The 23097-nt window shown below is 66.9% G+C and carries 12 protein-coding genes and 1 tRNA gene; 7 read left to right on the top strand and 6 right to left on the bottom strand.

Annotated elements, in window-relative coordinates:
- Positions 1–27 precede the first annotated feature (27 nt).
- The 4 genes from E4J93_RS05680 to E4J93_RS05665 all read left to right on the top strand — a co-directional run bounded on the left by E4J93_RS05680 (position 28) and on the right by E4J93_RS05665 (position 3495).
- Positions 28–1110, top strand: a complete 1083-nt coding sequence (locus E4J93_RS05680) for a hypothetical protein (RefSeq protein ID WP_147588496.1) — start codon at positions 28–30, stop codon at positions 1108–1110.
- Complete coding sequence (locus tag E4J93_RS05675) at positions 1110–2126, top strand: hypothetical protein (RefSeq protein WP_147588495.1); 1017 nt, start codon at positions 1110–1112, stop codon at positions 2124–2126. The genes E4J93_RS05680 and E4J93_RS05675 overlap by 1 nt, the downstream gene beginning before the upstream one ends.
- A 126-nt stretch (positions 2127–2252) precedes the next feature.
- On the top strand, positions 2253–2720 hold the full coding sequence (locus E4J93_RS05670) for a peptidylprolyl isomerase (RefSeq protein ID WP_147588494.1): 468 nt from the start codon (positions 2253–2255) through the stop codon (positions 2718–2720).
- Positions 2713–3495, top strand: a complete 783-nt coding sequence (locus E4J93_RS05665; protein ID WP_147588493.1) for a hypothetical protein — start codon at positions 2713–2715, stop codon at positions 3493–3495. Before E4J93_RS05670 ends, E4J93_RS05665 begins: the two co-directional genes overlap by 8 nt.
- Positions 3496–3717: 222 nt before the next feature.
- Here the strand turns inward: E4J93_RS05665 and E4J93_RS05655 are convergent, their stop codons facing one another.
- From E4J93_RS05655 to E4J93_RS05635, 5 genes are all read right to left on the bottom strand, one after another.
- On the bottom strand, positions 3718–4251 hold the full coding sequence (locus tag E4J93_RS05655; RefSeq protein ID WP_147588491.1) for a biotin transporter BioY: 534 nt from the start codon (positions 4249–4251) through the stop codon (positions 3718–3720).
- A gap of 67 nt (positions 4252–4318) precedes the next feature.
- A tRNA-Glu gene (locus E4J93_RS05650) sits at positions 4319–4395 on the bottom strand.
- An 81-nt stretch (positions 4396–4476) separates the two neighbouring features.
- Positions 4477–6567 (bottom strand): glutamine synthetase III, encoded by a 2091-nt coding sequence (locus E4J93_RS05645; RefSeq protein ID WP_147588490.1) that lies wholly within the window; start codon positions 6565–6567, stop codon positions 4477–4479.
- A gap of 440 nt (positions 6568–7007) precedes the next feature.
- Positions 7008–12020, bottom strand: a complete 5013-nt coding sequence (locus E4J93_RS05640) for a glycoside hydrolase N-terminal domain-containing protein (protein ID WP_147588489.1) — start codon at positions 12018–12020, stop codon at positions 7008–7010.
- A 111-nt stretch (positions 12021–12131) separates the two neighbouring features.
- Complete coding sequence (locus E4J93_RS05635; RefSeq protein ID WP_147588488.1) at positions 12132–17474, bottom strand: discoidin domain-containing protein; 5343 nt, start codon at positions 17472–17474, stop codon at positions 12132–12134.
- A 336-nt stretch (positions 17475–17810) separates the two neighbouring features.
- Between E4J93_RS05635 and E4J93_RS05630 the strand changes: the two genes are divergently transcribed.
- From E4J93_RS05630 to E4J93_RS05620, 3 genes are all read left to right on the top strand, one after another.
- Entirely contained in the window at positions 17811–18683 is an 873-nt protein-coding gene (locus E4J93_RS05630) for a methylenetetrahydrofolate reductase (protein WP_147588487.1), read from the top strand.
- A gap of 45 nt (positions 18684–18728) precedes the next feature.
- Positions 18729–19451, top strand: a complete 723-nt coding sequence (locus E4J93_RS05625) for a hypothetical protein (RefSeq protein ID WP_255431934.1) — start codon at positions 18729–18731, stop codon at positions 19449–19451.
- A gap of 110 nt (positions 19452–19561) precedes the next feature.
- Positions 19562–22057 (top strand): homocysteine S-methyltransferase family protein, encoded by a 2496-nt coding sequence (locus E4J93_RS05620; protein ID WP_147588485.1) that lies wholly within the window; start codon positions 19562–19564, stop codon positions 22055–22057.
- Here E4J93_RS05620 and E4J93_RS05615 read toward each other — a convergent pair.
- Complete coding sequence (locus tag E4J93_RS05615) at positions 22054–23067, bottom strand: SGNH/GDSL hydrolase family protein (protein ID WP_187231621.1); 1014 nt, start codon at positions 23065–23067, stop codon at positions 22054–22056. The genes E4J93_RS05620 and E4J93_RS05615 overlap by 4 nt on opposite strands.
- Positions 23068–23097: the final 30 nt, after the last annotated feature.

Genomic DNA, 23097 nt, shown 5'->3' with positions numbered 1-23097 from the left:
GAAACAACCCTAGGGAAAGGAGGCGCCGTGGCGTTCGACCCCATACAAGAGGACTGCCTGCGCCTCATCTTGGAAGACATGCGCCGCAAGAACGTGTTTCCCCTGGAGGACGCCGCGTTCATCGAGCAGGGCATGGGCGCGTACCAGACGGACCCGTCGCAGCTCATCCACACCGACCGCGACCGTTCCTTCCACCTCACGGCGCGCGCAGCCGAGGTCATCGACTATCAGATCCCGTTCCTCACATCCGAGGAGGACGTCGTACGCCAGGAGGACCTCGCAGAAGGGTTCTTGCGCGAAGCCGTCGAGCTCGACCCGAAGAACTGGGATGCGGTGCGCATGCTCGCCGCGCTGGAATCGCCCAGCAACGACGCGTACGTGAGCTTCCTGCTCGACCATCGCAAGGAGGCGCTCGACGACCTGTCGGCCCTGGCCGGCTCGGCCGACGATCCATACACCCGCGAATTCGCCAGCGACCTGGGCACGCGCCCCTACCTGCGCTGGCTGTCCGCGCTGGCGGCCCAGGCACTCATCTCCGGCCAGTACCGCATGGCGTTCACCGTGGCCGAGCAATGCCTCGCGATCGCCCCGCATGACCCCGGCGACATCCGCCACACCGGCCTGCTCGCCCTCGCCAAGCTCGAGGCCACGCATGAGGAGCTCGCCGCCTACCGCAGCCGCCACACCCTCGCCTATGCCTCGACGCCCCTCCAGCCGCGCCGCGCCGGACGCCCCGCCAAGCGCGCCGCCGACCCCTGGACGTTGCTCGCCGAGATGAGCGCTGCATATCGCGCCTACGACTTCGACGGCGCCACCGAGACGCTCGCCGCCATCGTGCACGGCTTCCCCCATGCCGTGCAAGCGCTCTACTTCCAACCCGAATTCCCCGAAGGCGTGTTCGCCCGCGTCCACGTGGCCCCGGGGAGCGAGGACGAGCTGGTGCTCGCGCTCAGCGAGGCCACGCCCCTGCTGCAGGAAGGCATCGGATCTCCCGACAACGCCTGCTTCTCGAGCTGGATCGCCAACCACGACCTCGTCCGCGACGCGCTGGGATCCCACGCCGAGCCCTCGCCCAGCGGACGCGGCGGCTCGCCCGAGGGGAGGAACTGATGGATCCCGCCATCTACGTATGCCGATACCTCGAGGCGTCGTACGCTGCCGCGCACCCCGATCTTACCGACGCCGCGCGCGAGCTCGTGCGCTCCGAGATCGAACGCAACCCCGAGGCCTATGCGCACGAACCGCATGCGCAAGCGCTCGTCTCGTACGCGCGCGTGCACGCCCGTATGATCGCCGAGCTCGCGCGCATGGAGGAGCTTCCCGACGGCGAGTTCGAGCGGCAGCGCTCGCGGTTGTTCGACGAAACACGCCTCGCGCTCTTCAAGATCATCGAAACCGACCGGTCGTGCATCGACGCGCGCCTACTCGACCTGCTGCTGGCCGACGTTCCGCTCGATGACTGCCTGCGCGACCTGCTGGCACTCGAGCGCGAGGCACGCGAGCAGATCCGCTGCGCGCACGATGATTTCGACCCCGAGGCACCGGGCCTGTGGCGCGGCGCGAACGAGGACGAGGCCGCGGCGCGGACGCTTGAAGACCCTCAGGTCATCGGATGGCTCCACTGCGTCGAGGCGCTCTCGCAGGGCAGCCTTACCAGCGCACGCTACCGTGCGGCGGGGACATACGCCCAGCAGGTCCTTCGTGCCCGCGGCTACGCGAACCACGCCGAGGGCACGCTGTTCTTGGCGCTCGCGCGCCTCGAAGACGAAGACGCGTTCTTCGCCTGTTCCCGCGCAATCGGCGAGGCAGCGGAAGAATCGCCCTGGTACCTGCTCGGACGCACGCTGCTGTTCTACAAGCTCGGCCGCCGCAAGAACGCCCGTCGGGCGCTGCGCGACTTCGCAGGCCGTTGCGAGGGCGGGGCGTTCTTCCTGCTCAACCCCACGTACCTCACACCCTACCTCCCGGTACGGCCCGAGGTCTCCGAAGCCTGGCGGCGCTCGCATCAGGCGGTCTGGGAAGCCGACGGCATCATCGCCGACACGCCCGATTTCGCCAATTGGGCCGCCACCGTCGAGGGCGTCGAGGCCGCCTCGGAAGACTTCGCCCGCCGCCGCGGCTTCTAGCAGCGGCTCCTCTCGAGCCGGTTGCGCACATCCTTGCAACCGGCTCGTCAAACGCCCCTGCAACCTGCAATATCTGCAAGACTCACGTCGCCTTTGGCGGCTCCACGCGCAAGAAGGGATCGCGCCTTGTCTGATTTCTCGCTCAAGCACACCGTCACCGTTCACTACACCGGCAGCTTCGACGATGGCGAGGTGTTCGACACCACGCAGGGCCGCACGCCGCTCACCTACGTCGAGGGCAACCACGAGGTCGTGCCTGGATTCGAGGCGGCCGTCCTCTCGATGGAGCCCGGCGAGAAGAAGCGCGTGCATCTGGAGCCCTGCGAGGCCTACGGCGAGCGCCGCATGGAGCTGCTCTACACCATGCCCACCGTCGAGATTCCCAACTACGACGACCTCGTTGTAGGCGAGATGATCTACCTCATGAACGACGAGGGCTACCAGCAGCTCGCGCGCGTGGTCAAAGTCGAGGACGACGGCATGACGATCTTCGACTTCAACCATCCCATGGCCGGCTGCGGACTCAACTTCGAGCTCGAGCTGCTGTCGCGCGAGGACTACACGGAGCCCGTGGACGGAGGCGCCCATGCGTAAGGTGGAACGGGGCGTCGCCTGCGCCGGCTGCCCGCATCGAGCAGCATATATCGCCTGCAAAGAAGCCCTGGGGCGCGGTGCAGGGCGCGTGATCTGCGGAGACGCGGGCTGCACGGCGGCGGGGCCGATGCATCCCGCCGCCACCACCTGCCCGGGCGGCGAGGACGCGCTCCTCGAGCGCTATCGCGCGGCCGTCCCCGCCGGCGGCACCGCAGAGGAGCCCGCGGTCGAAGCCTGCGTGCACTTCGTCCGCGATACGCAGCTCGCCGAGGCCGCAGACGACGGCCCGCTGGGGAACCTGGCCGCTGAAGGCACGGTAACCGTTCTAGCCGTCATGGCCTCGAGCAGCTCATTCCTTACTCACGAGTCGCTGGAACGGCTTGCAGGGCGCGCTACGGCACTGGGCGCGACGAGCGTTGCCGTAGTCGACCCGCTGGACACCGTTGCCGCCGCGAACACGATGAGCGAGGCGCTGGACGCGCCGGGCGTGCGCGCCGTGATCTTCGCCTCGCCGTGCGCGCAGCTGATCGGTCGCGATGCGCCCGCACCGGTAGACATCGACCGCTACGCCTGCGTGGGCTGCCACCGGTGCAAGCAGATCACGGGATGTCCCGCGCTCGTCTTCGCTCCCCCCGCCTACCGCGTGGACGCCGATGCCTGCTCGGGCTGCGACCTGTGCTGCGCGTACTGCCGCACGCACGTGATCTACTCCCCGCGCACGCGCCACACGGCCCAGCAGCGCTCAGCCGAGCGCTACGATGCTGCACGCGGGTAGCGTGTTCGAATTGGATGCGAGCCGACTGTTCCGTGGCCGTTTTGTACGGCTCCGGCGCAGCGGCTGCAAATACCCAGCTTTTTCAAAAAGAAAGCCGCAGGTGCAACACCTGCGGCTTTCTTGATTATTGCGAAGCTCCGCAAAAGATCGTACAAAACCCTCGTTTTGCAGGCATCAGGCTCGGCGAGCGCGTACGATTGCGCATCGATGCTGCAGGCGCGCTTACGGCCGGGTAGCACGCGCCCGTGCAACCGCACAGCCGACGCGAGCGCCCACCACGAGCTTTACAAGGTCGGGCACTACGAACGGAACGACGGCGAGCATCAGCGCCGAGGCGGCATCGAGCGACGCCACCATCATGAACTGCAGCGTGCCGCACGCATAGGCGATCAGAAGCATGGCGATATCGCCCGCAAGCGAAGCAGCGAAGCGGGACAAGCGGCCGGACAGCGCACGCACGATGGTCGTGGCCGCCAGCATGCCCAGCAGGAAACCCCACAGGTAACCGCCCGTAGGACCGGCGAGCACGCCCGCTCCGGCGCCGAAACCCGAGAACACGGGCACGCCGATGCCTCCCACCAGCAGGTAGACCGCCACCGCAGCGCACGCCGTCTTGCGATCGAGCGCAGCGGGAAGCATCGCCAGCACCATGGTCTGCAGCGTGAACGGAACGGGGCCCAGCGGCACGGTGAACCATGCCGACACCGCTAGCAGCGCGACGGATATACCCGCGGTCGTAATAGTTCGTGCCTGCATACTCGCCCTCCGTGAGGCTCGACAGCAAAAAGCCCGGCTCACCAGGGAACCGGGCTTGATAATTCGATGGTGCCCCCAACGGGATTCGAACCCGTGATATCCACCTTGAAAGGGTGGCGTCCTAGGCCGCTAGACGATGGGGACAGCGCGTGACAGTATAGCAGAAATCTTCGGTCGCGGTTGCGTCAAATTGGAATTACGCCCCAAGCAACGCGGAGAAGCCTCCTACACGTAGAAGAGGATGTCGTCGTACGTGGGCACCGGCCAGTAGTCAGCGGCAACGATCTCTTCCATCGCGTCCACAGCGGCGCGAAGCTCGGCCATGGCGGGCACGACCTCGTGCGCGTAGACCTCGGCCTGGGACTGCCCGTCCTGGACGGCCTCGGCCTTGGTGTGCAGCTGATCGAGCTTTGCGATGGACATGTTGATAGCCGTGATGCCCTCGCACAGCTCGTTGAGCGTCTCCTGCTCGAAGACCATGGCAGCCTCGGCCCCGGCGGCGCGGATGGTCTCGAGACCCTTTGCCACCTTCGTTGCATACGCGGTGATGACCGGTCGGTACGTGCGGCGCGCCTCGCGCACCATCGTGGTTGCCTCGATGTTCATGAGCTTGTTGTACTTCTCGAGCTTCACCTCGTAGCGGCACGCCGCTTCGGCCTCGGTGAGCACGCCCATCTCGGCGAAGAGCGCGAGGTTCTTAGGCGCGACGAACGCGGGCAGGGCCTCGGCGGTCGTAGGCAGGTTCACCAGGCCGCGGGCAGCCGCCTCCTCGTGCCATGCCTCGGAATAGCCGTCGCCCGAGAACAGGATGCGACGGTGCTCGCGCAGGTGCTCGGCGCAGTAGGCCAACGCGGCGTCGGGGAACTCGTCTGCCGGCGTGCCCTCGAGCGCGTCGGCGAAGTCGCGCAGCGCCTGCGCCACGGCGGTGTCCAGCACCATGTTGGCGTCGGACACGTTGGCCTCGGAGCCCACGGCGCGGAACTCGAACTTGTTATTCGTAAAGGCGAACGGACTCGTGCGGTTGCGGTCGGTGTTGTCCTGCTCGAGGTTGGGCAGCACCACGGCGCCCAGGTCGAGCGTGTCGGTGGTAGCGTGAACGGAAGCCTCGCCGTCCATGATCATCTCCACGACCTCGGTGAGCTGGTCGCCCAGGAAGATCGAGATGATGGCCGGCGGCGCCTCGCCCGCGCCCAGGCGATGGTCGTTGCCGCAGCTTGCGACGCTGGCGCGCAGCAGGTCCTGGTACTTGTCCACGGCCTCGATGACGGCGGTGAGGAAGACGATGAACTGCAGGTTCTCCTCGGGCGTGTCGCCGGGCTCCAGCAGGTTCTCGTCGGCCGTGCCGAGCGACCAGTTGTTGTGCTTGCCCGAGCCGTTGATACCCTCGAACGGCTTCTCGTGCAACAGGCACACCAGGTCGTGGCGGCTGGCGATGAGCTTCATCTTCTCCATGATGAGAAGGTTGTTGTCCACGGCCTCGTTAAGCTCGGAGTACACGGGCGCGAGCTCGTGCTGGCAGGGAGCGACCTCGTTGTGCTTGGTCTTGGACGGAATGCCCAGCGCCCACAGCTCGTTGTCAAGATCCTTCATATAGGCCGAAACCGTGGGGCGAATCGCGCCGAAATAATGCTCCTCGAGCTCCTGGCCCTTGGCGGGCGCGGCGCCGAACAGCGTGCGGCCGGTGATGACCAGGTCGCGGCGGCGGCGGTACGCCTCCTTCTTGATAAGGAAGTACTCCTGCTCGTCGCCGACGTTGGGGACGACCTTCTTGGGATGCTTGCCGAAGAGCGCCAGCACGCGCTTGGCCTGGATGTCGAGCGCGGTCATCGAACGCAGCAGCGGGGTCTTCTTGTCGAGCGCCTCGCCGGTATAGGAGCAAAACGCCGTGGGGATGCACAGAACGTCGTCCTTGATGAATGCAGGGCTGGTAGCGTCCCACACCGTGTAGCCGCGCGCCTCGAAGGTCGCGCGCAGGCCGCCGTTGGGGAAGCTCGACGCATCGGACTCGCCCTTGATGAGCGCCTTGCCCGAGAACTTGGTGATGGCCGTGCCGTCGTGGTTGGGCTCGAGGAAGCTGTCATGCTTCTCGCTGGTGATACCCGAGAGCGGCTGGAACCAGTGCGCGTAATGCGTTGCACCGTGCAGGAGCGCCCATTCCTTCATGGCGTGCGCCACGGCGTTCGCCACGTCGAGGTCGAGCGGCTCCCCCTCCTCGATGGTCCTGGCGAGCTTCTTGTACACATCCTTGGGCAGCCAGCGCTTCATCTCGTCTTCCGAGAAGACCATGGTTCCAAAGCGCTCGGTAAGATCAGCCATAGGGCGTTCCCTTTCATATGGAGCGACGGACGCAGCGTCGCAGGACGCCGCTCCCTGACGAACGGTCATTACGGATGCGCTCCCCCGCCGGCCTACACCGGGCGCCGCGGTTCACACGCAGGCGCGTTCCCAACAGAGTGCATTCGCTTAAGCATAGCGGAGCCGTTCTGAAACAACAATTGACAACGTGCGACGTCAGATATCTTCCAGCGTCCCGTACGCTGCCAGACCCGCATTCCTGTGATGGGACGGGCGCGGGGCACAAGGGCAACCACGCCTCCGCAATGCAAGAGGCGCGCCGCGCAGTCGACTGGGCACACTCTTCCGTCTCCTCCAAAACGCCCTTGTATGCGACATCGGAACGCTCCTCACCGTCGCTCCAAAACAAAAGCGGGGGAGAACGCGTTATCGCGTTCTCCCCCGCCTGATCGCGCTATCGGCTAACGACGGCGACGGCGTGCGGCAACAAGCGCTGCCGCGCCGCCCATGGCGACGAGGCCGGCGATGCTCGCCGGATCGCCGGTCTGGGCAAGGCCGCCGTTGGAGCCGGGCTTGCCGTTAGCGCCCTGGTTACCCTGGCTACCTTGGCCGCCCTGGCCACCCTGGTTGCCGTCACCCGGCTGCCCCGGATCGGGCTCGGGGTCGGGGTCGGGCTTCGGGTCCGGATTCGGCTCGGGGCCGGGCTTCGGGTCCGGATTCGGCTCCGGTTCGGGGTCGGGCTTCTGCGGACCGTCATAGGTAAACGCGAGCGCACCCGGTAGGGACATCGCGCCGTCATCAGTGCCGGCCACGACCTTCACCGAGTACAGCATGCCCTCCTGCAGGCCGGACAACTCGACCGAAGCGGTCTGCGACACGCCGCGCTCAACGCCGTTCACGTACACGCGATAGCGCTCGGCACCCTCGACGGCATCCCAGGTGAGCAGGGCCTTGCCTGCTTCGGCGGCAAACTTCACGGCGAGGTTGGTCGGTGCCGCCAGGGCGTCCGCGGACGCCGACGGCAAGGTGTCGAAGGCGCCCTCGATGCGCTTTATCACACGACCCTGGGCGTTGCGGGCATCCACGCGCAGCACGTACGCGGTCTCGGGCGACAGGCCCTTCGCACGTGCGGCGGCGCCGTCGACGACGAGCTCGGCCACGGGCTCGCCCTCGGCGCTCGCCTGGTAGACGCGCACGCGGTAGCTCGCCGCATCCTTCACCGCGCCCCAGGTGGCGAACACGGCACGGGACTCGACCGCGCGGAAGCTGATCTTAGCCGAGGTGTCCACCTCGATAGACGCGTCATCCACCTCGACGAGCTGCTCGCGAGCGTCCTTCAGGGCCGCCGCGTGCTCGGCCGCCGCGTGCGAAGTGGTCTTGGAATCGTTCATGGCCTTCACCGCAGCGTCGAGCGCCTTGTCGTAGACGTCCCAGCTCTTGGGCGTGTAGGCACCCTCGAGCAGACCGGAGCCGGCCTCGATCTGTGCCTGGAGCTCCGTCTTATCGGCGGCATCGCTCGGGGCGATGATCTCGAACCAGTCCACGTTGGACTTGTTCTGGCCTGCGCCGGCGCGGGCGACCGACGTGAGCTTGATGGTGTGCGGCCCGTTTTCCAGGCCGAGCTTCTCGAAGACCTTCACGTTCTTCTGATCAGCGCCGCCCAGCGACAGGGCCTCCTCCACGACCGCGCCATCCAACTCGACCTTGAAGGCCACGTTGTCGTCGTTGCGCGCGGAGTACACGCGGATACCCGTGCCGTCGAATCGCAGCGTCACGGAATCGCCCAGCGCGTTGCTCTCGCCCTTGGAGCCGCCGTGGTGCCCGGCCTCGCCCCAGCTGTACCAGCCACCCGTCCAGGTAAGGCGCGGGTCGTCGTTCAGGGTGCCGCGGGCGTCCACCGGCGGGGTGCCCTTGCAGTCCTCCACCGCCGTGGACACGGTGCCCGCGGGCGCCACCGTGATGTCGATCGAGCCGGCCACATCGCCGCATGCGGCGGTTACCGTGAGCACGCCCTCGCCCTGCACCGTCAGCAGGCCGTCGGCGGTGATAGCTCCCGTGGCGCTACCGCTCTTGGGCGCCACCGACCAGCTCAGGTCGGCGACGCGGGCATCGGCGGGCTTGATGTCGGCCACCATCTGCAGCGTCGAGGCGCTGCGAGCCAGGGTGGTCATGCCGCTGGCGGAGCGCACGGTCACAGCAGTCACCGGCTTGGCCGACGCATCGATCACGCTGAACGCATCGAGCTCGACCTTGGCAAGCGAAGAGGCGCTGTTCTTGGCGCCGGTGGCGCGCAGCACGATGGTATGCACGCCGGGCTCCAGATCCGTCTTGGAATAGACGGTCTTCTGGCGAACGCTGGTGGCGGAGTAGGTGTCGACGCGCTCGGCCACGACCTTACCGTCGATGCTCACCTCGTAGTAGCCGCGGTCGTTGTTGGTCACGGTGACGACCTCGATGCCCGTGCCGCGGAAGGTGAGGCTGGCGGTCTCGGTACCCGTGGGGTTCTGCAGGTACTTGATGGTGTTGGCATAGTTGCCGTCGGTGGTGTTGTTCCAGTTGGCCCAAGCGCCGCTATAGGCCACGGCCGGATCCTGGTCGTCCACGCGGCCCAGGGCCTCGCACACGGCGCCCACCTCGGGCAACGCCACGGGAGCGCTCGCATCGCCGCGAAGGCCGGCCACGATGGCCGTCACGCGGTACTCGACCACGCCGAAGCCCATCGGGCAGGCATCGTCAACCAGCTTCGTGGCGGCAAGCGCGTTGCCCGCGGGCGTCCAATCGCCGTTATCCACGCGGCGCTCGACGATATAGGTCGCATCCTCGGCAACGGCGTCCCAGCTCACGGTAGCCTGGCCCTCGCCCGTGCGGGCGACGGCCACGTTCTGCGGGGCCGCGGGGCGCTCGACCGACGGAATCTGCGAGATGCGGTAGGTGGCACCGGCCTCGGTGTCGAAGCTGATGCGGTCGGCAGCGATAGCCTTCACGGAAACGGGCGCGCCGGAAGCGTCCGTCACGGTAGCGAGCGCCGCATCCTTCACGTTCACCGTGGCCACGCCGCCATCGCGCGAGGTGATATCGGCGGTCACGAGCTTGCCCGCGGCCCACTCCATGGACACCTCGAAGTCACCGCGCGCCACCAAGCCCGACACGCTACCGTGGTCCCAGTCGCGCGGAAGGGCGGGCAGCAGGTCGATGTAGCCGCCGGAGCTCTGGAGCAGCATCTCGGCGATACCCGAGGTGGCGCCGAAGTTGCCGTCGATCTGGAACGGCGGATGCGTGTCCCACAGGTTGGGATAGATGCCGCTGCGGAACAGGTCGCCGATGAGCTTGAGCGCGCGGTCGCCATCGCGCAGGTGCGCCCAGGTGTTGATGCGCTGGCCCATGCCCCAGCCGGTGCTGGAGTCGGTGCGCAGGTTCATAGACGTGCGGGCGGCCTCGAACCACTCGGGCGTGTCCTGGGACACGAGGGTTCCGGGGAACAGGCCCAGCATGTGCGAGATGTGGCGATGGTTGTAGCCTTCGCCCAGCGTGTTGCCGGCGGCGTCCTTGTTGAACTTCTCCTCGATATACCATTCCTTGATCTGGCCGTCGGCGCCGATCTCGATGGGCTGGCGCAGGTTGTCGAAGCGGTCCTGCCACACGGCGAGCACGGCCTCGTCCTCGCCCACCAGCTTGCCGGCCTCGATGGCATCGTGGAACAGCTGCCACACGAGCACCTGCTCATAGGTGTTGGTCGCAGTGCGCGGACCCTGCTCGGGCGAGTACGCGGGAGACGAGATGTACTTGCCGTTCTCGTCCTTGATGAGCGTCTTGCTGTAGAGCTGGGCCTCCTCGCGCAGCGCGGGGTAGATATCGCGGCGCAGCAGCTCGACGTCGCCGCTGTAGCGGTAGGCATCGTAAACGTTCTGGAGGATCCAGGGCACGGCCGCGGGCGACCAGCCCCACTGGAATTGCCAGCCCGGGCAGGTCCAGCCGAAGGGCGTGTTCTGCGTGTGGGCCATGAAGCCCTGGCCCTGCGTATCACCCTCGGGCGTGGATACGCCGGCGTAGATGGCGGCGGTCACGCGGCCGGGCTCGCGCAGCGAATCGATGTAGGAGATGAGGGGCGTGGCGCACTCGGCCAGGTTCGTCGAGTACGTGGGCCAGTAGTTCATCTGCAGGTTGACGTTCATGTGGTAGTCGGACGCCCACATAGGCGCGTTGCTGTCATTCCACACACCCTGCAGGTTGCTGGGCAGCTGCGAATCCTCGCGCGAGGAGCCCAGCGTGAGGTAGCGCCCATACTGGAACAGCATGGTCTCAAGCTGGCGGCGCTCGGCGGCGCTGGCCGAGCCGTTGCGGTAGGCGGCCAGCAGGTCGTCGGTCATGCGGTCGGACACCGCGCCGTCGAAGCCCAGGTCGAGCTCGACGCGGTCCATGAGCGCGGAGAAGTCCTCGACGTGCGCGGCGCGCACGGCGTCGTAGCCGCGCCCGGCCGCGTCGTCGGCCGTCTTCTGCACGCGCGCGAGCAGGACGTCGGCCTTCTCGCCCGTGCGGTACACGGGATAGTCGTTCTTGTAATCCGTAGCCGCAGCGACGTAGAACGTGAGGTCGTCGGCACCGGACACCACGAGCTTGTCGCCCTGGGCCTTCACGCTGCCGCCGGTTGCGACCACCTTCAGGACCGCGGCGTACTGCAGCTGGTTATCCTGCACCTGGCCCGTCATGGTGATCTGGTCGCCGGAAGCCTGGACGCGCGCGCCCGGCTGTTTGGAGGGGAAGCTGATCTCCACGTTCACGCCGGCCTTGCCGGCGGCTTCGAGGCGACCCACCAGCACCTTGTCGGGATGGCTGGCGAAGAACTCGCGCGAGAAGCGCTTGCCCCCCTGCTCGAACTCGACGCCCGCCACGCCGGTCTGCAGGTCGAGGGAGCGCTCGTAGCCCGTGGCGCCGGACGCCTTGACATCGGTATGCTTGAGGTAGATATCGCCCCAGGCCTGGTAGGCACCGTAGCCCGCCTGATCGCCGATGAGCTGGTCGCACATACGCGCGGCCTCTTCGTTCTTACCCTCGGCGAAGAGCTGCTGGATGCGCTTGACCGTGCGGCCGTTATCGCCCTTCGAGGCGTTGTTGCCACCGTTGTAATTCTTGCGCGAATCGCTGGGGCCGCCCGTCCACAACGTCTTCTCGTTGAAGGTGAGGTGCTCGGTCTGCACCTCGCCGTACACGTTGGCGCCCATATCGCCGTTGCCGATGGGCAGCGTGCGCTTCGCCCACACGTCGCCCGCGGCGTCACCGGCCGCAGACGCGGACTCGTCGTAGCGCAGGCGCAGCGGGTTGCCCAGCGTCACCGCGTTCACCGTGACGTCGGCGGCATCGGCGATGCGCGATGCCGCCCAACCTACGCCCGGCAGGGCGACGGTCGCCGCCAGCACCGCCATCGCGGCGGCTGCGAGCGGACGCTTCGCCCCCTTTGATGTTCGACCGTTCCACATGGTTGGGTCCATTCTCTCGTGATGCTCATGAGCGCATGCCCGCAGGCAGCGCAGATACAAAACGAGGGAGGGCGCTTGCTGCAGCGCTCTCCCTCGTATCAAAGCTGTCGACTAGCGACGACGACGGCGCGCGGCAACGAGCGCTGCAGCGCCGCCCATGGCGATGATGCCGGCGATACCCGCCGGGTCACCGGTCTGGACAAGGCCGCCGTTGGTGCCGGGCTTGCCGTTGGCACCCTGGTTGCCCTGGTTGCCCTGGCCGCCCTGGTTGCCGCCGCCTGGCTGCTCCGGATCGGGAGCAGGCTCGGGGTTGGGCTCGGGGTTGGGGCCGGGGTTGGGCTCGGGATCGGGCTTGGGGTCGGGACCGGGCTCGGGCTTGGGGTCGGGACCGGGCTCGGGCTTGGGGTCCTCGGCCTTCTCGACGCGAACATCGAAGACGGCCGTCTTGCCCTCGTAGGCAACGGTGACCTCGAGCGCGGGGTTCTCCTGGTCGAGCACCGTATCGAGCGCGGGCACGAAGGAGAAGGCCGCAGCGGTGTCGGAGCCGTAGGCCACCTCGCGGGTGGTTCCGTTCGAGAAGCTCAGAACGAGCACGAGTCCCGCGGGGTCGAGCTTGTCACCCACCTTGTAGATGGTCTTGGCGGGCGCAGCCTTCACGGCGATGCCCTCGAGCACGGGGTCGGCGAGCTTGATCTCGAAGGAGCGCTCGACGGAGCCGGTATACGCGCCCATGCCGCTGATGGTCACCTTGGCGGTGCCGGCAGCGGTGTTGTCGGCGAACTCGAGCGTGTAGTCCACGCCGTTCTCCAGGGTCTTGTCTCCGTGCTTGACCACGACGTTCACCTGGGAGGCGTCCACGGGGTGCTGGGCGTCGACGCGGTCCACCGTCACCGAGGCGGGAACCTCGATGGACACGGCATCGCTAGCGATGTCCGTGGCGGGCTTGGCGGCAGCCTTGGTGAGGCGCAGCTCGGCCGCGCTCAGGAACGCGTTGTTGCGGCCGCCGTCGGCATAGGTGGCCGTAGCCTGGAGACGGAAGTACTTGGCGGTGACGGGCTTGGGGAGCTGCAGGAGCTTCCAGTCGCGCGTGTAGCCGGACTCCTCCGGCGAGGGCCAGGTGGCGCTGCCGGCATCCTTCCAGGTCTTGCCGTCCTCGCTGTACTGCAGCTTGGCGCCGAACATGGTGCCGTTGTGGCTACCGCTGTTGGCGGGACGCGGCAGATAGCGCAGGCCGTCGATAGCGGTGGGCTCCTCGAGCTCCATGGTCACCCACAGGTTGTCGAGCGTGGTGGCCGTCCAGTGGGAGTGGTAGTAGGTGTCGTTGTTCTTGTCGAAGGCGAAGGCCAGCGGGCCCTCGTTGCCCGAAGCGGGCTCGTGCACGCTGCCGGTCTCCTTGCTCACGATCTTGTCGACCGGATAGTCGCGCGAGTCGTCCGCGGGATCCATCGTCTCGGGAGCGCCGAGGTTGATGGTGAAGGTGCTACGGGTCTGATGGTCCTCGGACTCGATGATGATCAAGATCTTGCCATCGTGGGCGGGAAGCACCGTCACGGCAGCGTTGTCCGCGGAGACGGGCTCCACCTTGGCGGCCTGGGCGGCCGTGTTGTAACTACCCTGCTTGAGCGCCGAGTCGGGCACGGCGCGGTCGTTCACCTTGAGGGAGGCCAGCTTGGCCGTAGCGTTGGTCGTGAAGCTGCCCTGGGCGGTGTTGAGCTCGACCTCGGTGATCGCGGTGCAGGGCTTGCGGCCGGAAAGCGTCTCGTCGGCATTGGTCACCGTGAGGCGCACGAACGTCGCGGTCACCGGGGCGAAATCATACGTATAGAGGCGCTTGTTGCCCTGGGCCTCGCCGCGTGTCTCGGTAACGGTCAACGGGGTCCACTCCTTGCCGTTCTCGGACACCTCGAACTTCGTGGTGTTATCAGCCGGGAAGCGGGCGGACCAGCTGTCCTTGGCGAACATGACCTTGAACTGGCCGAAACGCTGCTGCGTGGCGTACTCGAAGGTGATGCTCGCGGTCTTGTTGCCGTCCTGCGAGTAAGCGTAGTTCGACCACAAGGTCGGGTTCTTGCCGCCGTCGGTATTGGCACCGGGATCGGTGGCGCCGTCGACGATGGCCATGAGCGTGTCGCTCTGCTTGTTCTCGGGCACGCTCTGCGTGATCTTCATCGCATCCTTGGCGATATTGCCGCCGATGGCGATGGCCTCCTCCTGGACGCGGATAGACGCGGTGACGGTCACATCCTTGCCGAAGACGTTGGACGTACCGGTGAGCTCGACGGTGCCCGCCTTGTCGTAGGCGCTGGCCTCGGGCTCGGTCCACTTCACGGGGAAGTTCGCGCTCAGCACGGTTCCGTCGGACATGACGGCGGGAAGCGAATCAGGCAGCACCGGCGTGGCGCCCTTGCTCACCGTGGTGGAGTAGTTGAGCAGCGCCGCGATGTCGTCGACAACCGTGACCACGGCGGTCGCGCGAACATCGGTGTCGGCAACGGTGCCGCTCACGGTAAAGCTGCCGGGGGCAGCGAGCTTGTCGGCGGGCACCTGATCCCAGGCCACGGCCTTGTCGGCAGAGGTGCCGTCGACGTAGCGAACCTGAACGGTCTTGGGAAGCTCGAGAGAAGAGCCGGTCTTCACATAGTGATAGCGCGCGAACAGCAGGCTGTCGGCGGTCTTGGCGGCAGGCGCATCCGCGGCGGCGGCAACGGGGATGGTGACGGTCTGGGTCTCCAGGCCCTTGCCGCTCAGCTTGACGGTGACGTCGCCCGCCTTCTCGCCAGCGCGGACGATGCCCACAAGCTGGCCGGAGAACGCGTTGCGGTTGTTGTCGCGATAGGACTGGTGATCGGGGGAGTTGCCGTTGTCGATACCGGCAAGGCTACCGGCGCCGGAAACCTCGAACTTCACGTTGTTGGCAGCGTTGGGAACCAGGTTGCCGGCTGCGTCGGTCACGCTCACGGTGATGTAGGCGAGGTCGGTGCCGTTAGCGGTCATGCCCTCGCGGTTGACCTCGGCCTTGAGCTTGGCGGCGGGGCCGGCGGTGGTTACGCTCTGGCGACCCTGCCACTTCGTGGTATCGATCTTCTCGCCCTGGGCGTTGTAGGCCTCGGCGGTGATGGTGCCGTCGGCGTACGGGACCTTCCAGGTGAGGTAGAGGTTGCGATGGATGTCCCTACCGGTATAGGCGCCCTCGCCCTCGTACATCTGGTAGGACAGGCCGTCCTTGGTGGTCTTCGTGGTGAAGGACTTCTCGCCGATGAGCTGGCGCTGGTCGGAGCCCTTGGGCGTGAAGAACAGCTTGACCTTCGGCGCGTCGGTGTACACCACGACGTCGACCTTGTTCTGGCCGTCCTTCTTCACAACGTCGCCGTTCCATGCAGGCAGGACGTGCAGGGTGTTGAGGTCCTCGTTCCACAGGCTCTGATACAGATAGTAGGAATCCTTGGGGAGGCCGGCTGTATCGATGATGCCGAAGTAGGAGTTCTTGGGCGACGGCCAGGTGCCCTTGGCGCCGGCGTCGATGCCGTTCCACGGGGTGGGCTCGCCCAGGTAGTCGAAGCCGGTCCATACGTACTCGCCGGACATGAAGTCGCGGGTCAGCACGTCGTACCACGCCTGGGAGGCAACATGGCCCCAGCCAACCGCGCTGTAGTCATAGGCGGTGAGCTGCTGGGCGGCGTTGTCCTTGCCGTGCGTGTTGTAGACACCGCGGCTGTTGATGGCCGAGGCGGTCTCGGAACCGATCAGATTCCAGGTGGGATGCTCGCTATGGGCCTTGTCGTACACGCCCCCATCGGCGTAGTTGAAGCCCACGATGCCGTTGGCATCGGCGATGCCCTGCGGGTTGAGCGCCGTGCTCCCGTTGTTCTTATATTGGTTGTCGCCCGTGGTGACCGGACGCGTGGCGTCGGCGGCCTTCACCCAGTCGATCAGGTCCTTCTGAACCTTCTGGAACTGCGGCACGCCGGCATCGGTGCCCTCGGTCATCTCGTTGCCGATGGACCACATGATGACTGCCGGGGAGTTGAAATCGCGCGCGATGCTCTGCTCGAGGTCGAAGCGGGCCCAGGGCTTGTTCGCCTCGGCGCCCACCAGCTTGGATTCACCCATCGCCTTGTTGAAGAAGCGCGCGTAGTCCTTGGAGTTCTGGTTCTTACGAGCGGTCCAGCCGTCGAAGAACTCGAGGTCGAGCAGCATGCCCTGCTCGTTGCAGACCTCCACCAGCTCGCGGGCGGGCGTGTTGTGCGAGGTGCGGATGGAGTTGCAGCCCATGTCCTTCAAGATCTTGACCTGGCGCTCGAGCGCGTCGCGCGTCGAGACGGAGCCCAGGGCGCCCTGATCGTGGTGCATGCAGACGCCCTTGATCTTCATGGTCTTGCCGTTAAGGGAAAAGCCCTTGTTGGCGTCGAACTTGAAGAAGCGGTAGCCGAAGTCCGTATCGTAGGTGTCGAGGGTCTTGCCGCCCACCTTCACCTCGGTGCGCACGGTGTAGAGAACGGGATTGTCCGTGCTCCACAGCTCGGGCTTGGCAGCCGAGAGGTCGGCCTCGACGGCCTTGGACGTACCGGCCTTGACGGCGACCTTGGTGGTCTGGGTACCGATGGCCTGCTCGGGGTTGCCGCCGCGCTTGAAGACGGTCTGGACCAGCGTGGCCTCGACCTGGCTCTCGCCCGCGTTGGCGACGGTGGTCTTGAGGTGCGTGGTAACGTTGCCGCCCTTCTGGGTCTCCAGCTGCGGGGTGGTTACCTGTACGCCGTCCTTGGCAACATGGACCGGATCGGTCACGACCAGGTCGACGTCGCGGCCCATGCCGGAACCGGAGTACCACCGGGAGGACGGGATCTCGTTGTTCACGCGAACGGCGATGACGTTCTGCTCGCCCACCTTGAGATACGGGGTGAGGTCGAAGGAGAACGGCGTGTAGCCATAGGGGTGGTTGCCCAGCTCCTGGCCGTTGATATACACCGTCGCATCCATGTACACGCCGTCGAAATCAACGCGAACCCGCTTGCCGGCAAGATCCTTGCCAACCTCGAACGACTTGCGATACCAGCCGATACCGCCGGGCTTGTAAGCGCTCTCGGCCTCGCCCGTCTTGGTGTAGTCCTGGTCGATGCTGTAGTCGTGCGGAAGATCGACGACGGTCCACGAGGAATCGTCGAAGGCCTCGGCGCTGGCGCCGGACGCCTCGCCGAGCTTGAACTTCCAGTTCTCGTTGAAGCCCTGAACGCGCTGGGCGGGATCGGCCACGCTATTGATATAGACGACCTCCGGCTTGGAGCTCATCTGCGTGGTCGACTGCGAGCGCACCGACGGAGCGAGGCCCGCAGCGATGGCCGCCGTAGCGGGCGCGCCAAACGCCAGGGCGCCCGCGAGCGCCGCGCACAGAACACGACGCTTCCGCGTGTTCCGCACCCCCTTTTCAGGGCGATTCTGGGTGTGCAATGTAGTCATGCAACCTCCTTCTAGCATCGACTCGATATCGACGCATAGCTTCGCCATATATAAGGGGCAGCATGCCATAACCAGCACACCAACCCACCGGTTACATGGCAAACGCAACCCATTAAACGGCGAACGGCACATTGCTTCAATATTGGTATCACTATCATAATGCCAGCTCGAAATGGGTGGACGGGCAACGGAGCACCCAGATGGAAAGCGACACCCAACCAATCGCGCGCGCGAGCGAGCGTTCGTAACCAACCTGTATCGTAGGCTGTCGCCCGCCGGGCCGATCAGGCTGCTGCGCTATAGTGGACTGCACATGTCGCACAAGGGGGATTTCATATGACGATCGCGCAGATATTCGAACGCGCCCAGCACGACGGCACCCTACCGGTGTCGTTCGAGATGTTTCCGCCAAAAGGAGAGCTTTCACTGGAGCGAGCCCGCGAGGTAGCCCATGCCTTCGCACCGCTCGCCCCCGATTTCGTGAGCGTGACGTACTCCGCCGGCGGATCGGGCAACAACGCCGCCACCACGCACATAGCCCGCATGATCAACGACGAGCTGCAGACACCGTCCGTCGCACACCTCACCTGCATATCGCTGAAGCGCGCCGACCTCGCCGCGAAGATCGAGGAGATGCGCGGCGCGGGCATCCGCAACGTGCTCGCGCTGCGCGGCGACGTCCCCGATGGCGCGCCCACCGGACCGGGCTGCGCCGACTACCGCTACGCCAAGGACATCATCCCCGCGCTGGTCGACGCCGGTTTCTGCGTGGGTGCCGCGGCGTACCCCGAGGGCCACATCGAATGCGACGACCCCGCCCTCTCCATCCAGCGCCTCAAGCAGAAGCAGGACGCCGGGGCGAGCTTCCTCGTCACCCAGCTGTTCTTCGACAACCAATACTTCTACCGCTTCCGCGAGCGCGCGGCGGCCGCGGGTATCGCCGTTCCCATCACGGCCGGCATCATGCCGTTCATGAGCAAGCAGCAGATCACCCGCATGGTCTTCATGTGCGGCGCCTCGCTTCCATCGCCCGTTATCAAGTTGCTCGCCCGCTACGAGAACGATCCCGCGAGCCTGCGCGCCGCGGGCATCGAGTACGCGTGCCGCCAGCTCGAGGACCTCGCCGCGCACGGCGTTGACGGCTGCCACGTCTACACCATGAACCGCCTCGATGTGGCGCGCGCCGCCATGAGCGCGCTGCGACGCTAGATGGGCGCCGACGCCGCCCGAGCCGCGAGCGAGCTGCACGCGTCCATGGTCTGGAAACCGAGCGCAGACGAGCTGCCCGAGCTGAGCCGACCGGAGATGCTGCGCTACCTCGGCTACACCGGCCAGCAACTGGGTCCAGACCTTGCCAGGCGCATCGATGAAGCCGCCGAGCTCGCCGTCGCAGACGCCCGGCCCGCCGGGGCGTTTCGCACGTTCGGCGTGGATGCAGCCGGCGTCGACGCGAACGGGGCGCCGTGCATCCACCTTGCAGGCAGCGGCATCGAGCTGCGCGGGCGCGACATCTTCCGCCATCTCAAGGACGCCGTCGGCTGCGCCGTGCTCTGCTGCACCCTCGGGATGGGCACCGAACGGCGCATGCGCGTCCTGAGCGCGAGCGACCCGCTGGCAGCCACCCTATACGATGCGGCCTGCTCGGCCTATGTCGAAGACGCCGTCGACGCCTTGGAAGCGCGCATCCGCTCCACGGGCAGCGCGCGCGGGCTTTCCACCAACTGGCGCTTTAGCTGCGGATACGGCGACTGCCCGCTCGATGCGCAACCGTCGCTGCTCGACGCCCTCAACGCCGCACGGTTGCTTGGCGTGGCACCCACGCCATCCAACCTGCTTGTTCCCTGCAAGAGCGTCACCGCGCTCATAGGCCTGTTCGACGGGCCCGCCAGCGATGCGGACACGCGCCCGAGCTGCGCCATCTGCCGGCAATCCAACGCGTGCCCGTACCGCTCCCGGGGCCTCGTCTGCTACAGCTAGCCCCGCCTGCGCGAACCCTCGCCACACACGCGGCGGCGCCCTCGCCCGGCACCGGCCTTCGGCCCGCCGGCCAACCGTCATCCACCACCCCATCCCCGATTGGATTCCCCATGCCCACCTACGCCCATCATGTCCCCGCAGCACCACGCACCCTCGATAGCATCCGCATCGCCGATGCCGACCTGCGCGCGGCGCTCGAGGGCCGTCGCCATCTGCTGTTCGACGGCGGCATGGGCACCATGCTGCAAGCCGCCGGCCTGGCCGCCGGCGCCCTACCCGAACTGCTGTGCCTCAGCGATCCCGACGCCATCACGCGCATCCACGCCGCGTACGTAGCGGCGGGATCCGAGGTCGTCACCACCAATACGTTCGGCGCCAACGCGCTCAAGCTCGATGGGCGCGCCGAAGTCGAGGAGGTCTACCAAGCTGCCACCGCGTGCGCCCGCGCCGCCGGCGCCCGCTACGTCGCAGGCGATATCGGCCCGCTGGGCGCGCTGCTGCGCCCCTTGGGCACGATGAGCTTCGACGAGGCTTACGGGCAATTCGCGCGCTGCGCGCGTGCCGCGGCCGATGCGGGGTGCGACCTCATCGTCATCGAGACCATGACGGACCTCGCCGAGATAAAGGCCGCCGTCCTCGCAGCCAAAGACGTATGCGACCTGCCCATCTTCGCCACTATGACCTTCGAAGCCGACGGACGCACCTTCCTGGGCACGTCCCCCGCCATAGCCGCCGTCACGCTCGATGCGCTCGGCGTCGAGGTCCTTGGCATCAACTGCTCGCTCGGCCCTTCGGAGCTGCGCCCCTTCGCGCGCGATATGCTCGCCGCGACCGCCAAGCCCGTCATGGTGCAGGCGAACGCAGGGCTTCCCCATATCGAAGATGGCTGCACGGTGTTCGACATCGGGCCCGACGCCTATCGCGACGACGTTGCCGCCATGGTCGCCGACGGCGTCGGCATCATCGGCGGCTGCTGCGGCACCGACCCGCGACACATCGAGCAGCTCGCTCGAATCATCGCCGGGCGGGCGCCCGAACCGCGCCGCGCGCCCGGCTCGCTCACCGTCACCAGCGCGCAAGGCCTGGTAGAGCTGCCCGCCGAAGGTCGCCGTATCGCGGTCATCGGCGAACGCATCAACCCCACGGGCAAGAAGCGCCTGCAGGCGGCGCTGCGCGAGGGATCCATCGACTACGTGGTGGGCCAGGGCATCAGCCAGCAAGAGCAGGGCGCCGACATCCTCGATGTCAACGTCGGCCTTCCCGGCCTTGACGAGCCCGCGCTCATCGCGCGCGCCGTCGAGGCGCTGCAAGGCGCCACGTTGCTACCGCTGCAGATCGACTCCACCGATGTCCGCGCTATCGAGGCCGGCGTACGCGCCTACGCGGGCAAACCCATCATCAACTCGGTAAATGGGTCGCGCGAGGCGCTCGACGCCGTGTTGCCGCTCGCCGCGCACTACGGTTGCAACGTCATCGGGCTCACGCTCGACGAGGACGGCATCCCCGCCACGGCAGAGGGGCGCATCGCTATCGCGCGCCGCATCATCGACGAGGCCGCGCGCTACGGCATCGGCCGCGATCGCATCCTCATCGACTGCCTCGTCATGACCGCCTCCACCAACCAGCAACAGGTCGGCCAGATCCTCGACGCCGTCGCGCGATGCCGCGCGGAGCTGGGCGTCCATTGCGCGCTGGGCGTCTCGAACGTGAGCTTCGGACTACCCGCCCGCTCGCTGCTGAACTCCACCTTCCTCGCCGCCGCCTTCGGAGCGGGCCTCGATGCGCCCATCATGAACCCCGGATCCGCACGCTACATGGATACGGTCCGCAGCTACCGCGTGCTCAACGGCGAGGACGACGGTTCGGGCGCCTATATCGAGCGCTACGCGACATGGTCCGACCCCTATACAACCCCGGCGGGCGCGAGCATCGAAGCCCCTGGCGCCGGAGCCCCGGACGCACCGATCGCCCCCGGCTCGCAATCGCCCGTCGAAGAACTGCATCACCTCGTCCTCACCGGGCGCAAGGCCGATGTCCCCGCGCGCGTACGCCAGCTGCTCGCCGGCTACGGCGCGCTCGACATCATCGACCACATGCTCATCCCCGCTCTGGACGAGGTGGGCGAACGCTTCGACCGCGGCACCTTCTTCCTCCCCCAGCTCATGGCATCCGCCGAAGCGGCGCGCGCCGGATTCGACACGATCCGTGATGCGATGCCCGCCGGCGACGTCGCCGACAAGGGCCGCATCGCGCTCGCCACCGTCAAGGGCGACATCCACGACATCGGCAAGAACATCGTGAAGATGCTGTTGGAAAACTACGGCTACCACGTATTCGACTTGGGTCGCGATGTGGATCCGCTCGCCGTGCTCGACGCCGTCCGCACGCACGATATCCCCCTGGTCGGGCTCTCCGCCCTCATGACCACCACCGTCGCCAGCATGGAGGAGACCATCGCGATCCTGCGGCGCGAAGCCCCCGGCGTTCGCGTATTCGTGGGCGGAGCCGTCCTCACCCCCGAATACGCGCAGCAGATCGGGGCGGACTTCTACGCCAAGGACGCCGCCGAATCCGCGCGCATCGCCGAGCGCGTTTTCTCAAGCTAGCTGCGGAGCACGCCGTCACCCGCATCCGGCGATGCCCCGCAGCGACCGTTGCGCTCCGCCCGCGGCCCCGCGCAAGCGATGCTCCACCGACGGACGTCCGCGTCGTCGCGGGGGCATCCGGCGCAGTACGGCCGGGCGCACACGGGCAGCGCATGCGGGGCTCGCGCCGCCCACGCCGGAGCCGGCACGCCCTCCATCTGCGCGATCACCATGTCCGCTATCTGCTGCATACCCGCAGCCGTGGGATGGCATGCATCGACGGCGTCGTAGCACACGCCGCACGAAGCGATATCCGCCACATGGGCACCGGCGACGGCCGCCGCGCGCCTGATGGCATCGTTGTATTCTGCAAGCGCAACGCCCCTGATCGCATATTTGAAGCACGCGAACCGCCGCTCCTCGGTATGGCCGGGGCACAGCGTCAAGCACCACACCTGCGCTTCGGGCGCTATCCGTCGCACACCTTCCAGCATGCGCATGTACGCCGCTTCAAACCGCTCGAGCGAGACAGGGCCCACGACGCGCTCCACCATGGCGGGTCCCTCGAGTTCCTCCCGACGCGCCGACGCCGACAGGCTTCCACCCATCACCTGGTTCCTGCCGCCACCCCATCCGTAATCGTTGATTCCCATGTACACCAAGACGAGGTCGGGCTTCTCGCCCGCAGCGCCCACCAGGGCCCCGATGCGCGCATCGCTTATGCCCGCGGGAAAGCCGAAGCCCTCGACCACCGAACCAGAATACGATGAATTCGCAACGAGGCGCCCACCCACGTGCTCGATCACCTTGCCCCACCATGTGTCGCCCCGGCTCTCGACACCTGGGACATGAACCTCCCCCTCATAATGCACGCGCCAGCCCTCGGGCACGGCACCGCGCAGCGTGCTGATCGAATCCCCCAGCACGGAGACGCCTGGACCCACCAGCTCGATCGCCGCTCGCCGGGCAGCCGTCATCCGCTCGCACGCACCGCACGCGCTGCCCGTGCCCGCCACGACGTTCTCCTCCATATCCGAGCCCTCCTCTTCCCTTTCCTGCTT

It is taken from the genome of Collinsella sp. BA40, assembly GCF_008014645.1.
Taxonomy (GTDB): domain Bacteria; phylum Actinomycetota; class Coriobacteriia; order Coriobacteriales; family Coriobacteriaceae; genus Collinsella.
Note: the sequence above shows the minus strand (reverse complement) of the source record. Positions and strands in the feature narration are given on the sequence as shown.

Excerpts from the sequence above, each read along its gene's own strand:
- E4J93_RS05675 (WP_147588495.1), top strand. The coding sequence starts at position 1,110 with ATGGATCCCGCCATCTACGTATGCCGATACCTCGAGGCGTCGTACGCT.
- E4J93_RS05665 (WP_147588493.1), top strand. The coding sequence starts at position 2,713 with ATGCGTAAGGTGGAACGGGGCGTCGCCTGCGCCGGCTGCCCGCATCGA.
- E4J93_RS05655 (WP_147588491.1), bottom strand. The coding sequence starts at position 4,251 with ATGCAGGCACGAACTATTACGACCGCGGGTATATCCGTCGCGCTGCTA.
- E4J93_RS05645 (WP_147588490.1), bottom strand. The coding sequence starts at position 6,567 with ATGGCTGATCTTACCGAGCGCTTTGGAACCATGGTCTTCTCGGAAGAC.
- E4J93_RS05640 (WP_147588489.1), bottom strand. The coding sequence starts at position 12,020 with ATGTGGAACGGTCGAACATCAAAGGGGGCGAAGCGTCCGCTCGCAGCC.
- E4J93_RS05635 (WP_147588488.1), bottom strand. The coding sequence starts at position 17,474 with ATGACTACATTGCACACCCAGAATCGCCCTGAAAAGGGGGTGCGGAAC.
- E4J93_RS05630 (WP_147588487.1), top strand. The coding sequence starts at position 17,811 with ATGACGATCGCGCAGATATTCGAACGCGCCCAGCACGACGGCACCCTA.
- E4J93_RS05625 (WP_255431934.1), top strand. The coding sequence starts at position 18,729 with ATGGTCTGGAAACCGAGCGCAGACGAGCTGCCCGAGCTGAGCCGACCG.
- E4J93_RS05620 (WP_147588485.1), top strand. The coding sequence starts at position 19,562 with ATGCCCACCTACGCCCATCATGTCCCCGCAGCACCACGCACCCTCGAT.
- E4J93_RS05615 (WP_187231621.1), bottom strand. The coding sequence starts at position 23,067 with ATGGAGGAGAACGTCGTGGCGGGCACGGGCAGCGCGTGCGGTGCGTGC.